This is a genomic window from Caballeronia humi (assembly GCF_001544475.1).
GTDB classification, from domain to species: domain Bacteria; phylum Pseudomonadota; class Gammaproteobacteria; order Burkholderiales; family Burkholderiaceae; genus Caballeronia; species Caballeronia humi.
The window spans coordinates 19,136-31,636 of the sequence record NZ_FCNW02000056.1; the positions used below are offsets into that span (position 1 = coordinate 19,136).

11 protein-coding genes and 2 pseudogenes are annotated in these 12,501 nt (G+C 58.8%); 6 read left to right on the plus strand and 7 right to left on the minus strand.

Going from position 1 to position 12,501, the window contains the following annotated elements; translation table 11 throughout:
• The first annotated feature begins 28 nt into the window (after positions 1 to 28).
• Genes AWB65_RS29410 through AWB65_RS29425 form a run of 4 tightly spaced genes read left to right on the plus strand, consistent with a single transcriptional unit; the run spans position 29 to position 3,290 of the window.
• A complete protein-coding gene (locus AWB65_RS29410) occupies positions 29 to 511 on the plus strand; it encodes a diheme cytochrome c (protein WP_087660773.1) in 483 nt (160 codons plus the stop codon).
• Complete coding sequence (locus tag AWB65_RS29415; RefSeq protein ID WP_087670474.1) at positions 483 to 1,211, plus strand: cytochrome b/b6 domain-containing protein; 729 nt, start codon at positions 483 to 485, stop codon at positions 1,209 to 1,211. The genes AWB65_RS29410 and AWB65_RS29415 overlap by 29 nt, the downstream gene beginning before the upstream one ends.
• A 25-nt stretch (positions 1,212 to 1,236) precedes the next feature.
• On the plus strand, positions 1,237 to 1,908 hold the full coding sequence (locus AWB65_RS29420) for a winged helix-turn-helix domain-containing protein (protein ID WP_087670475.1): 672 nt from the start codon (positions 1,237 to 1,239) through the stop codon (positions 1,906 to 1,908).
• Positions 1,908 to 3,290: an ATP-binding protein gene (locus AWB65_RS29425; protein WP_087670483.1), complete on the plus strand. Its 1,383-nt coding sequence runs from the start codon at positions 1,908 to 1,910 to the stop codon at positions 3,288 to 3,290. Before AWB65_RS29420 ends, AWB65_RS29425 begins: the two co-directional genes overlap by 1 nt.
• Before the next feature lie 56 nt (positions 3,291 to 3,346).
• Here AWB65_RS29425 and AWB65_RS29430 read toward each other — a convergent pair.
• From AWB65_RS29430 to AWB65_RS29445, 4 genes and pseudogenes are all read right to left on the minus strand, one after another.
• Positions 3,347 to 5,602, minus strand: a pseudogene (locus tag AWB65_RS29430) (heavy metal translocating P-type ATPase); the annotation flags it as partial.
• 259 nt (positions 5,603 to 5,861) lie between these two features.
• Positions 5,862 to 6,338, minus strand: a complete 477-nt coding sequence (locus tag AWB65_RS29435; RefSeq protein WP_087670476.1) for a hypothetical protein — start codon at positions 6,336 to 6,338, stop codon at positions 5,862 to 5,864.
• Positions 6,339 to 6,853: 515 nt separating this feature from the next.
• Entirely contained in the window at positions 6,854 to 7,978 is a 1,125-nt protein-coding gene (locus AWB65_RS29440) for a VIT1/CCC1 transporter family protein (protein ID WP_087660484.1), read from the minus strand.
• Positions 7,979 to 8,221: 243 nt separating this feature from the next.
• On the minus strand, positions 8,222 to 8,755 hold the full coding sequence (locus AWB65_RS29445) for a cytochrome b (RefSeq protein ID WP_200821824.1): 534 nt from the start codon (positions 8,753 to 8,755) through the stop codon (positions 8,222 to 8,224).
• A 147-nt stretch (positions 8,756 to 8,902) separates the two neighbouring features.
• Between AWB65_RS29445 and AWB65_RS29450 the strand changes: the two genes are divergently transcribed.
• Together AWB65_RS29450 and AWB65_RS29455 are read left to right on the plus strand one after the other, a co-directional pair.
• Positions 8,903 to 9,562 (plus strand): response regulator, encoded by a 660-nt coding sequence (locus AWB65_RS29450; protein ID WP_087660482.1) that lies wholly within the window; start codon positions 8,903 to 8,905, stop codon positions 9,560 to 9,562.
• Between the two features lie 32 nt (positions 9,563 to 9,594).
• Positions 9,595 to 11,010: an ATP-binding protein gene (locus AWB65_RS29455; protein ID WP_235007833.1), complete on the plus strand. Its 1,416-nt coding sequence runs from the start codon at positions 9,595 to 9,597 to the stop codon at positions 11,008 to 11,010.
• Positions 11,011 to 11,047: 37 nt separating this feature from the next.
• Here the strand turns inward: AWB65_RS29455 and AWB65_RS29460 are convergent, their stop codons facing one another.
• The 3 genes and pseudogenes from AWB65_RS29460 to AWB65_RS37165 all read right to left on the minus strand — a co-directional run.
• Complete coding sequence (locus AWB65_RS29460; RefSeq protein ID WP_125474238.1) at positions 11,048 to 11,395, minus strand: hypothetical protein; 348 nt, start codon at positions 11,393 to 11,395, stop codon at positions 11,048 to 11,050.
• A gap of 213 nt (positions 11,396 to 11,608) precedes the next feature.
• A pseudogene (locus tag AWB65_RS38040) lies at positions 11,609 to 11,869 on the minus strand (transposase); the annotation flags it as partial.
• 344 nt (positions 11,870 to 12,213) lie between these two features.
• The coding region (locus AWB65_RS37165; protein WP_235007834.1) for a hypothetical protein at positions 12,214 to 12,501 on the minus strand (288 nt) is incomplete at its 5' end.

A 12,501-nucleotide genomic window follows, 5' to 3' on the forward strand; every position in this document is an offset into this window, starting at 1 on the left:
ACGTCTCCTCCCCGACAAGGTACTTCTCATGCCGCTCCACCTAGTCGCCCGCGCGACCAAAGTTTGCCTCTTGATCGCGCTGACGGCATCGGCTTCGCGCCTTGCCCTTGCTGAGTCGAACAAGACAAGCGCCAGCAACCTGATGCCGCTGTACGTAAAAGAATGCGCGGCCTGTCATATTGCCTATCCGCCGGGCATGCTGCCAGCCGCATCATGGCAACGAATCATGCGCAACCTGTCTCAGCATTTTGGTGCTGATGCATCGTTGGACGCCGAATCGGTGAAGCAGATCTCTAACTGGCTCACAAATCATTCCACGACCGAGTCAGGTGGACAAGCGGTGCCCGAGGACCGAATCACGCGCTCGACGTGGTTTCGCCGGGAGCACGCAGAAGTCCCATCGTCGGTATGGAAGCGTGCAACGATAAAGAGCCCGTCCAACTGCGCGGCATGCCACACCCGCGCCGATCAAGGAAACTTCGATGAACACTTCGTCCGTATCCCGCAATAGCGGAAATCAAAGTGAGAGCCGGTCCGGTCGCATTCTTGTTTGGGATGCTCCTGTACGGCTCTTCCATTGGCTGTTCGCCGCCTGTTTTGCGGGTGCATGGCTGACTGCCGAGAGCGAATCGTGGAGGTTAGTGCATATCACCCTGGGCTACACGGCGGGTGGCCTGCTTGTTTTTCGGCTCGCCTGGGGAATCGTAGGAACGAAGTACGCCCGCTTCTCCAGCTTCGTGCGAGGTGCAAGGCGTGTTTGGCGGTATCTTGCTGACCTCTTGCGTGGCCATCCTCAGCGTCACGTTGGCCACAACCCCGCGGGCGCCGTCGCGATAATTGCGATGATCGCTGCCGCCAGTTTTTTGATCGTAAGCGGATGGGCCGGCTATAACGATGTCGGCGGTAACTGGATGGAGGAACTCCACGAGGTTTTGGCTTACGTCATGCTCTCGTTTATTGCCGTGCACATAGCGGGCGTCATCGTCAGCAGTTGGATCCATCGAGAAAACCTGATCGGGGCGATGGTGACAGGCCGTAAATCGGGAGGCGCCCACGAAGGCATAGCGCGATCGTGCCGAAACATCGCCGCGGTGATGGCGGTTGCCGTGCTGGCGTTCTGGTGGTGGCAGTGGCAGGCCGCGCCCTCGCCGGTAACAGCGGGGGGCAACGCTGCCGCCGCTCACCAGACGCATCGTGACGGCGCGGACTGACCGCAGCTCTTGAAGGAGTAGCGCCATGCGCGTTCTGCTCGTCGAGGACGATCCCTTATTGGGCGACGGGCTTCGCGCGGGCTTGCGACAAGCTGGAATGCAGGTCGATTGGGTTCGGGACGGCAAGGCGGCGGAGGTCGAACTGCGTAGTCAGTCGTACGCCGCGGCGGTGCTTGATCTTGGACTGCCGTTTAAGGATGGCATCGATGTGCTGGCGTCGGTGCGTCGAGCTGGCGTCAAATTGCCGGTGCTGGTGTTGACCGCGCGCGACACTATACCTGAGCGTATCCGTGGTCTGGACATCGGCGCCGACGACTACGTTAGCAAGCCCGTTGACCTTGAAGAACTTGCGGCTCGGCTGCGCGCGCTGGTGCGCCGGGCCCACGGGCAGCCCCAAGAAAGACTTGAGGTGCAAGACGTCATGCTCGATCTGGCAGCGCGCCTCGTGTTCTGCGGTGGGGCGTCGGTTAGCTTGTCTACGCGCGAGTTCGACCTCCTGCACACACTGATGCTGAACGCTGGGCGTGTCATGTCTCGCGAGCAGCTGGAACAAGCCGTGTACGGCTGGGGTCAGGAGATCGAAAGCAACGCGATCGAGGTCCATATCCATCGTCTGCGGGCCAAGCTTGGCAACGAGCTGATCAAAACTGTGCGCGGCGTTGGCTATGTTTTGTTGCGAGGGGAGTTCCGTCCATGATGGTCGTCCCACGGTCACTGCAGGGTCGATTGCTGGGCCTTGTGATGGGGGTAGTGATCGGTATTTGGATCGTTACCGGGATGTTCATTTGGCGCGATGCAAGGCGCGAGCTTGATGAGCTTCTGGATAGCCACCTTGCCCAAGCAGCGGCGTTGTTGATCATTCAGCAGACGCAGTCGATTGACGATGACGAGGAAATCGATAATCGTGTTCCGCATCCGTACGCGCCCAAAGTAGCTTTCCAGATCTTTCACGATGGCCAAGCGGTGGTCCGCTCCGGCAACGCACCGGCTCAACCGATGATTCCGACAGGTCATCAGATGGGGCAGGGTTTTGCTACGGTACAGATCGAGGATGAAGCATGGCGGGTGTTCTTTGCACGTGGACCCGGAGAAGACACGCGTGTGTATGTCGGCGAGCGGGTCGATTCCCGAACTTCAATCTTACTAGCCGTCTTGCTGGGCGTGTTATGGCCTATGGCTGCCGCATTGCCGCTACTTGGGCTTGCAACATGGTGGGCTGTACGGCGAGGCGTGACCCCGCTTCGCAAGCTGGGGTTGAGCATTGCTCGGCGTAGCCCAAGTGACCTTGCGCCGGTCTTCATCAGTCGAGTGCCGGCTGAGGTCTCTCCCGTCATCGACGCGCTGAATTCTCTGTTCGCGAGGATCAAAGCCGTGTGGGAGGCAGAACGGCGTTTTACTGCAGATGCCGCGCACGAACTACGCACACCCATCGCAGCAATTCGAGCGCAGGCCCAGGTCGCCTTGGGCGAATCAAATAACGCCCTTCGTCAGCACGCGCTGCAGGCAACGCTTGATGGTTGCGATCGGGCAACCCGTCTCGTGAACCAATTGCTTGTGCTATCCCGCCTGGACGCAGACGCGACCGTCGAACTCACCGAAGTCGATTTGGGCGCTCTGGTGCAACAGGTCGTCGCGGAACTGGCACCGGAGGCGCTTGTGAAGCGGCAGTCGTTGGAACTGCGCGATGCGGGCTCCTGCACTATCTGCGCAGACGAGTCGTTACTCGCTGCCCTGGTCCGCAATCTCGTGGACAACGCCATTCGCTACAGTCCCGCCGGTGCGTCGGTACTCGTGGAGACGAAAGCGGATATGGGTACGGTGCTTTTGTCGGTGGAGGATAGCGGTGCCGGACTCTCGGGCGAGAATCAGTCGCGCTTGGGTGAACGCTTTTTTCGCGCGCAAGGCAGCGTGGAAACCGGAAGTGGTCTAGGGTGGTCGATCGTGCAACGGATCGCCGAACTCCACAAAGCCACAGTCAGTGTGCGCCGCTCCACCCTCCTCGGTGGTCTGAAAGTAGACGTTCGGTGGCAGTCGGTCCATGGGCATGCTGACGCAACGCCGCGAAAAAGGGGGACGTGAGAATTCCTCTCAGAAGTGTGAATAATCTCGCGATATACTATATGGCTATAAATCTCTTCGCCGAGTACGTGAATCAATTCGTCTTCTTGTGCGCAGTGAAGGCGAACAACAGCATCGAGCCCGTAGAGCAAACGCTGCAGTTCCCTTATATGCTCCCTGTCGGGAATCTCAACAGACGCAGCTTCCGTTGCCTGGCGAAAAAGGCGAGAGATGCGAAAGATTTCGCGATGCATGGCGCTCATTGCGGCCATCGGATCTTCACCACCGACAAGTCGCGCCAATTGAGGATAGACGTCCTTGTCATCCCGTTGTTCGTGGGGCAAGAGCTTATTCGAGAGCAAATCGTTCACGCGCGCCAACTCGCCCGCTACCGCGCTCGCAGGCAATCCCGGCAGGCTATCGGCCAGTTCCCTAATTTGCTCGGTTACTGGACCGAGCTCGACGTGTTCGCGCATCAGCCGATCCGCATCAACACGGGCAAGCCGACCGGCCTTCGCTGTCGAGGGAATCTGCAACGCCCGAAGTGCGTTCGCAATGACCGCCACGTCAATGACTTCCTGGAGCATCGCGCCATATATGGGCGGCAGAAGTCCGACGGCGGCGACAATCATAGCCGCTGACGAGAGCAACATCCCTGCTATTACGCTTTCGACAGCGATTTTCCTTGTCCGCTTCGCGATTCGCAATGCATCCACGATCCTGTCCAGCCGATCTACAAGGAGCACGACGTCCGCCGCCTCCGAGGAAGCGGCCGCGCCTCTCGCTCCCATCGCGACGCGGACATCGGCCGCGGCCAGTGCCGGAGCGTCGTTAATTCCATCTCCGATCATGACGACCGTGCCTTCCGGTCGGGCTGAGCGGATCGCAGTCAGTTTGTCCGATGGCGATAGCTCGGAGCGCACTTCCGTTACGCCAAGCATTGCACCGACTGTCTCGGCCACGTCGCGGCGATCGCCGGTGAGCATGACCAGCGCTTTGATGCCTTCGAGTCTCAGGAGCCGCAGCGCTCGGGGCGTCTCAAGACGGATTTGATCCGCCATCTGAAGCGCGCCGACCATTCTGCCGTCAACGCTCACAAACACCGCTGCGGCGCCCTCGCGCGCCAGCAGTCGCAGAAATCTTGTGCTCCACTCGGGCGGCGTCGCACCTGACGATACGTAGTCAAAGGAGCCGATCTTGATGATCTGACCGTCCGCTGTGCCCGTCACGCCGGCGCCAGGTTCTTCGATGACTTCACGCGGCACCGACAGGGCGAGGCCGCGCTCACGTGCGGCGGTCGTGACCGCTTCGGATATGACATGGGCGGATGCCTGGCCAACAGACGCGGCATAGCGCAAAACCGTGTCGGCGGATGTACCCGATTCGGCTTCGATTGAAACCAGTCGTGCACGTCCGGCCGTGAGCGTTCCTGTCTTGTCGAAAAACAGCACGGTGGCTTGCGCAAGTCGTTCCAACGCGCCACCGGACTTGATCAGGATGCCGTGTTTGGCGCACCGCGACATGCCGGAAACAATCGCGACGGGCACGGCGAGAATCAAAGGACAAGGCGTCGCTACGACCAAAACGGCGAGCGCCCGATCCACTTGTCCAGAGACAAGCCAGCTCGCTGCCGCGACCAACAGCGCCGCCACGACAAAGATCAGCGCATACCGGTCGGCGAGTCGTGCCGACGGACTACGCGCCTGCTGAGCGGATTGCACCATGCGAAGGATGCCCGCAAATGTGCTGTCTTGCGTGCGCGCGGCGGCGATCATCTCGAACGCCGTGCCCGCATTAACCACCCCGCTGTTCACGGACTCTCCCGGGGTCCGCTGCTTAAGAATGGACTCTCCGGTCAATGTCGACTCATCGAGTTGCGCTTGCCCGACCAACGATCCATCAACCGGTACGGATTCACCGCTTCGGACTAGAAGCTGATCACCGGGGCGAACCACGTCCAATTACACGCAACGCCACTCGCCATCCTCGAAGCGGTTGGCGAAGCGCGGAGCTCGGCTCATCAACGCGGTCAATTCTCGACGGGCCCGCTCCCGGGCATAGTCTTCCAGCGCCCGCCCGCTGGATAACATTAGCGAGATCACCGCGGCAGTCAAAAACTCACTGAGCGCCAGAGCAAAACCGACAGCAACCAACGCCAGCACGTCCACGCCGGCTTCATGACGACGCAGCGACTTGACGATGGATATGAGGAGCGCGATGAGAACGGGCAAGCTTCCAGCTGTCCAGGCTGCATTCGCTAGTTCACTGCGGCCGAGCGCGACGAGCATCAGACCGGTGGTTAAAGTAGCTGCTGAGACGATGAGCAGAGCCATCTCTGCAGAACGCAAGGGACGTGGCAGGCTGGACGCGTTGATATGCATTGCGTTGCGCGGTGAAGCTCCAATCGCCAAAAACCAATGTGGAAGAACGTGGTAGTCCGAACCAACTGTCGCAGGGCGATCAGCCGCATACGAGCGCCATCATTTCGCGGGATAGGCGTGCCGTGCCGATTTCAACCGGCGGGACAGGGTTCCGGGAGGGTTGCGAACGATGAACTAGTGCTTACGGTTGGTAAACCCCAGGCGGTCTCAGTCAAGCTCGATGTTCGTAATTGAAGGGGATCGTTACCTGTTTCGCGCCGTCGCTTCTGGCCACGAGTAGTTCTACGTGGTACACGCCGTTCCAGCGCATCTCGAAATCGTTGCCATAGGTTACGACTCCACCGATGTTCGTTGGTTCGAGATGCTTCGTTACCGGATTCGCGTGAAGTTGGGCCTCCTGACTCCGAGGACCTTTCACGGTGGCCAGCACGGTCGCATTGCTCAACCGCCTGCCGGTCTTCGTGTCGAATATTGCGACCGTTAGCCGATAGGCGTCGGGACTAGTCGCGCTATTATTGCTCGCTATAATTTGACCAGGCGCCGCGGCCTTCCGAACAGCGACGATGCCGTAGTGAACCGTCAGGCCATGAGCGGTAACGCTGCGCGAAAGGTTGGTAGCATGGGCGGGCAAGCATACGACGATTAGTAGGCTTACGAAAATGGCGTTAAAGAGAGCGCGGAAACGCATGGGGGCCTCCATCGATGTGTGGTGAGGCGCTGCAGGCCTCTCAAGTCAGCTGGTCAAGAACACAATCCCCCTTTTTGCGCTCAGTAGGCTTGACTTACATCAACGAAAATGGGCCGATGCAGATCGGCACGCTATCGACCCGCGAGCACGCGAACATCGGGGCAAACGTTCGATCTTTGTTGTATTCCTGCAAGCTCAAAGGTTCGAGGTGACGGCGGTCGCGGTCTCAGCTTCTTGCGCATGCCGGAGCCTGCTCGTGAGCTTGTCGCGGCACAGCTTGAAGTCCAACGCGGTGCTCCACTGAGTGAACGCAGCCGCCCCACATTCACCCCATGCGTGGCCTGCTTAGCGCGTGTTGCGCTCCTTCCCGTACGTCAACGGCCCAGGACCGAGGATAGTGTCGCTTACTCCTACGAGCCTATGTCGGTATCGTCGCCTTCGCCGCCGTGGCTAGCGTCTGCTGAATACATCGATAGGACGATAAAAACTAAGGTGCAGACTCCGTTGCCGTTTTCCTACGATACTGCCACCCCAAGTGCTCGCCCAACGCCAAATGTGAATGCAGCCGCGACGAGGCCAATCAGTATCTGTCGCACGGCCGAGAAGCCGGCGCTGCGGCCGTTGAAAAGCGAGGTGAATACGCCGATTGCCGCGAGCGCCAGCACGCTAAAACCGATGCACTGAACGATAGCAGGCAACCCAGAAGACCATAGGAATGGCATGGCGGGGAATATTGCTCCGACCGCGAACAAGCAAAACGATACGCCGGCTGCGGACCACGGGTTTCCACCGAGCTCGGCGGGGTCAAGGCCCAACTCCTCGCGAACGAGCGCATCCAGGGCTTTTTCCTTGTCCTGCATGAGTTGTGATGCGACACGCTTCGCTTCGTCAGCGGTTAGTCCCTTGGCCTTATAGATAAGCGCCAGTTCATGCTCTTCCGATTCGGGGCTATGCTCAAGCTCGTTCTGTTCCTTCGAGACCTGCGCCTGCGCGAGCTCCCGCGCGTTGGTCACGGACAGCCATTCACCAAGCGCCATCGAGCACGCTCCGGCAATGAGACCGGCGAGCGCAGTCAGCAGAATAGCCTTGTTGCCGGTCCCAGCGCCTGCTACGCCCATAATCAGGCAGAAGTTTGAAACTAGGCCGTCGTTGGCACCAAGCACAGCCGCGCGCAGGTCGTTGCCGGACGCGACACCGCGATGCCACGATTCCGCCTGAGCGATGTCTGCGCCCTGAGATGCGGCGGGCTTTCCGGCGTTCGCCATAGCCTGGACAACGTTCGCATGTTGGTGCTCATCTTCCGACATGCGCGCGGTATCTGGATTGCCCGCGTACTTGTTCCGGTCGGCAAACTCGGCAGCCGCGAGAGACGGTAGGACGAAGCGCGGCCCTAGCAAATGAACGAGGCCTTTCATCAGATAGGTCTTGGCATTCAAGCCGGATGGCGCCTTTTTCCCATTGGCTTTCAGCTTTTCGGCCCACACCCGTGCGTGCATACGCTCCGATGCAGCGAGCTCGCTGAAGACCTGCTTGCGGGAGTCATCTCGTTCAACGCGTGACAGCGTCTCGTAGATTGCTGCGCTGTGGAGTTCGTCGGCGAGGTTGGCTCGGAATTTCCTAAGCTCTTTTGTGGAAGCCATTTAATCACCTGTTGCGTCGGTGCGATGACATGATATCTTCGGCCCACCGCTACGAATATATATCGCTCGAATCTCGAATGAGAATAGAAACGCTTCTAAATCAACTGGTTGCACGGTGTGCAAAGCGCGCTGGCGTGCGAACGGGCGGCCCGTCATTCGACCGGTCGCCCGAACTTAGACAACGGATTGCGCAACTGCCAGACCTGTCAGCGTGATTATCCCAACTACACCTTTGATGCTCACTTAGAGCATGCGTTGCAGCACTGAGTCACGGATTACAAAGCGGTGAAACAAGGCGGCAACGATATGCAAAACAATTACCGCAAGAAGTACCCATGCGAGCACGCTGTGAACGTCGCCGAGCGCCATTCCAGCGGGAGACCCTTTTGAGGCAAGCGCGGGATAGGGAACCATGCCCAAGAGGTTTATCATCCAGCCGCGTGCAGATGCATTCGCCCAACCGGCAAGCGGCACAGCAAGAAGCAAGATATAGAGAAGGAAATGAGTCGCTTTTGATGCGAACATTAGCTGCGGCGAGAGCTTAGCCGGTTCCGGCGTATGGGTCATGCGCCAGATGATTCGGATCACCATCGCTGCAACAATCGCTGCACCGACGCTCAAGTGCCACGCTATCTCGCCAGTCGGCAGCGTGCCGCGATGCACGTCCGGCATCGTCCATCCGATGATGAACTGAACCAAAATGAGACCCGCGATGAGCCAGTGGAGACCACGAGCGACCGGACTGTAAATGAACTTCTGCGAATGATTCTCAACCACTTTGCGTCCGCGCTCCCGGTTAAATGCGAAGGCGCTGATATTAGCGCGTCCGACCTGAAGACAACCTTAAACGGCTAATGCCCGCATCGACGAATAAGCCCTTAGACTATCGACGGAAATCTTGGTTGCAGACCTGGCGGAACGAACATGCGCATCCTGTTGGTTGAAGATGACGACCTTATTGGCAGCGGGCTTGAAGTAGGTCTGCGTAATGCTTTCTTCGCGGTCGATTGGGCAAAGGATGGACAACACGCCAAGCTTGCGCTGTCGACCACGCGCTATAACATGGTGGTGCTCGATTTGGGATTGCCCGGTCTATCGGGAACGAGTCTGCTCGCTCATTTGCGCGCACAAGGTAACCCCGTACCCGTGCTCGTGCTGACAGCCAGGGACACCACGGCAGACCGGATAGCAGGATTGGATGCCGGCGCCGACGACTACGTCGGAAAACCCTTTGACCTGGGCGAGGTCATCTCGCGCTGTCGGGCTTTGATGAGGCGCTCGCAAAGCCGCGCCGCAGAGAATCTCGTGTGGCAAGACCTGACCGTGAATCCGGCGGCGATGACCGCAGTGAAGGGTGGCGCGCCCCTTCAACTCACCCCGCGCGAATTCGGCGTACTGGTTCATCTGCTAGTGCACGTTGGCGAACCGCAACGGAAGGCCAAAATTGAGGAAAGTATCTATGGGTGGGACGAAGAGGTGGAGAGCAACGCCATCGAGGTCTATGTATCTGGGCTCAGAAAGAAAATCGGCATGGACGCGATTCGAACAATTCGTGGGGTGGGTTACGTGATGGAGAAACCATGAGGCCGAGGCCGCCGTCCATTCGAAACCGTTTGATGTGGCTTGTCCTGCTGAGTGTTGGGCTTTCGTGGGCCGCGATGTTTGCATGGAGCTTCCACGCGGCGCGTCATGAAGTCACGCAGTGGGACGAAACGCGACTCGTTCAGCTTGTGCCGCTGCTTTCCCGACTTGATGCCGATGACTTAGCGAAGTTAGCAGAGCATGGCATCGATGCTCGTAACGAGATTCCCCATCATTCTCATTCCGCCGAACGTGATTCTGACTACGGCGACCGCTTTGTGCATTTTCTTGTGACTGGCCGAGGTGGCGGAACTATTGCCAGAAGCAGTGATTTTCCCGTTAGCGACTCCGCCGCCTATCCTCGTAACGTAATTACGGAGGTCGAGGCGCAAAACGGAAGGTGGCTGCTGTACACCGCTCGCGATGCCGGAAGCGGAAGAACCCTCAGCCTCATGGAACCCGTCAACGAACAAAGCGACCTCGTAAGCGGCGTGGCGGCACGCATCGCGAGACCCGTTCTTCTCATCCTTCCCGTCATGATCGGTTTGGTGTGGTTTAGCATCGGATTCAGCCTACGGCCCCTTGCGTCGCTTTCGAAGGCAGTACAGGCTCGGGACGGCCAGAATCTTCGACCCATTGAAATTGCGCGGTCTCCAAGGGAATTTAGCGCGGTCGTGACAGCCACGAACGGTCTCCTTGAGCGTCTGCGCATGTCGCTCGCTCGAGAGCGGACTTTTACGGCGGATGCGGCGCATGAACTGAAGACGCCGCTCGCGGCCATCAAAGTGCAAGCGCAAGTCGCGATGGCTTCGAACGATGCTGGTCAACAGCGTCTGGCGCTGGAGCGAGTCATCCTTGGAGTAGACCGGAGCGCTCACCTTGTCGAGCAATTGCTGTTGCTCGCGCGTCTCGATGAGGAGGCGGGACTCAAATTGTCAACGTTTGCGCTCCGCGATGTTCTTGCTGAGGCAGTAGCCTTCAGACGACACGTGGCCAATGACAAATCGATAAGCCTGCGAATCTCGGGTGACGGACGAGCCGAAGTCTATGCGGACCGAGTTCTCATGCGCGTATTGGTCGACAATCTACTCGATAATGCAATTAAGTACGGAAAGAACGGAGGGACGGTCGACTTCAATCTCGGCATGGATGCGCAATCTGTTCGTTTGACAGTTCGTGATGATGGCCCCGGGGTAAGTGCTGAGGAGATGAGCCGCCTGACGGACCGATTCTTCAGGGGCTCATCAGCGACGGCAAGTGGAAGCGGGCTGGGTCTGTCAATCGTTTCACGGATTGCAATTCGATGCGGAAGCGAGATACGACTCGAGACTGGTCTCAACGGTCAAGGGCTCGGGGTATACTTCGCGTTTCCGGTAGAGCCGTGCTCCAGCAATCTCGCGAATTCGTCAGGAAGCTTTGCTGCTCACAATAATCGACCAGTGGCGGCGTGAGTGCCGCTCGTTGGCGTCAGCAGCCTTATTGCACTGTTCACGACGGCCGAACGAGAAATTCTCGCCTGGACAGCCGAAGGTAAAGAATCACCAGCCCAAAAGAGGGACAACTGCAATCGACCAGCACGGGGCAACCGATTCCTGCGTCGATAGCAGTCCGGCCTTTGACCGCATGACGGAATGCACGCATGGCTCGAAGTTTTACCGCCACAGTGCACGCCACGAGCATTGTTAGCGCGACAAGCCGAAACATGGAGCCTTCAAAGACTGCGTCAGGCACATGGACGACTAAAGCAACAATGACGATTGCGCCGTCCATGCACATGGCCAGCAACGAAGCGGTCACCAGATAGGCGCGCAGCATTTCAACAGTAGTGCGACTCATCCTCATCTGGCTCCTTTCGCCAACTCATGTCGCGACAGGACTTTCGCCGGATGAATGCTAGAGAATCGAACCTGAAGCAAACCTTAAACATGCGATTATCCGCCTAGCGCCGAAACGCTGGAACGGAATAAGGAACGGTTTCTGCGGGCTCATCCGAGGAGCATGGATGCGAAAAGCCCTTGAGTCACTCGATGCCGCGGAGGGTCGTGCGCGCAGGCAGTTACGTGCGTGGCTCGTGTGATGACGCGCGGTCGCGAATGGCAAGTCAGTCGGATTTGGTTCGTGGCCCGAACGTGCTGCCAGTCCTCAGCAGGAAAGTCGGGAAGGCAAGCGGTGCGTCTCGATCCTTCGTGCGCATCTCGGCCGCCTTTAAACTTGGCCGCGTACATGTCGACGAACTGGTCGAACGCGACGTGGTTCATCGGCTCTCGTCGCGGCGTTCCAGATCGCCGCGAGCGCAGCCTTTCCCTGGCCGCGCTGCGCTTCGAGATGCAGTCTGATGCATATCTTGCCGGGCAGAAGTCCGCGCAACGCGGGCCGGAGATCATTGCGTTTTCCCTCGCGGAGACGACGCACAAACGGCTGACGACTGTGCTGCCCTTATGTCTTGGGCCATGCCTGCCTCGCCAAATCCTGGGAGGCGTCTCGAAAACCGCTTACTGACATCTCATCGGATACGCTGGCGCCCAGCGTGATGCGACCGAGACCGGCCCCGCAGTTTGCCAACTGCACGCGCGATGTGCTGCTCGATTCGGAACCCATCTATGGCGATGAGACAAGTCGCGAAGCCTGGCGTGAGTCCTGCGTGGCACAAGCGCTCATTCGGCGAGGGCCAGAGTGGCAAAGCGAATGACGAGGGGAAAGAAACGGACGTGAGGAAGGCGCAGCTTCCTAACGATCATTTGAGATGTGGTCGGCGGAACATAGCGCGCGACATGCATCGCATCTCCGAGTGCACCCTTTGAAGCAGTTTCGATGGGGCTTGTCAGATGCTTTTGGTGCTCGATGGCGGACTTGATCGGTATGCGTCTCAAGTCGGCCGTTCTCCGGGCAGCAGTGAACGGGGGTAATTTGGTTCCCATCAAATGTTTTGATGGGAACCAAAG

What these genes read in the sequence shown, in the direction of transcription:
- AWB65_RS29450 (WP_087660482.1), top strand. Translation starts at nt 8,903, where the DNA reads ATGCGCATCCTGTTGGTTGAAGATGACGACCTTATTGGCAGCGGGCTT.
- AWB65_RS29455 (WP_235007833.1), top strand. Translation starts at nt 9,595, where the DNA reads ATGTGGCTTGTCCTGCTGAGTGTTGGGCTTTCGTGGGCCGCGATGTTT.
- AWB65_RS29440 (WP_087660484.1), bottom strand. Translation starts at nt 7,978, where the DNA reads ATGGCTTCCACAAAAGAGCTTAGGAAATTCCGAGCCAACCTCGCCGAC.
- AWB65_RS29410 (WP_087660773.1), top strand. Translation starts at nt 29, where the DNA reads ATGCCGCTCCACCTAGTCGCCCGCGCGACCAAAGTTTGCCTCTTGATC.
- AWB65_RS29415 (WP_087670474.1), top strand. Translation starts at nt 483, where the DNA reads ATGAACACTTCGTCCGTATCCCGCAATAGCGGAAATCAAAGTGAGAGC.
- AWB65_RS29460 (WP_125474238.1), bottom strand. Translation starts at nt 11,395, where the DNA reads ATGAGTCGCACTACTGTTGAAATGCTGCGCGCCTATCTGGTGACCGCT.
- AWB65_RS29425 (WP_087670483.1), top strand. Translation starts at nt 1,908, where the DNA reads ATGGTCGTCCCACGGTCACTGCAGGGTCGATTGCTGGGCCTTGTGATG.
- AWB65_RS29435 (WP_087670476.1), bottom strand. Translation starts at nt 6,338, where the DNA reads ATGCGTTTCCGCGCTCTCTTTAACGCCATTTTCGTAAGCCTACTAATC.
- AWB65_RS29420 (WP_087670475.1), top strand. Translation starts at nt 1,237, where the DNA reads ATGCGCGTTCTGCTCGTCGAGGACGATCCCTTATTGGGCGACGGGCTT.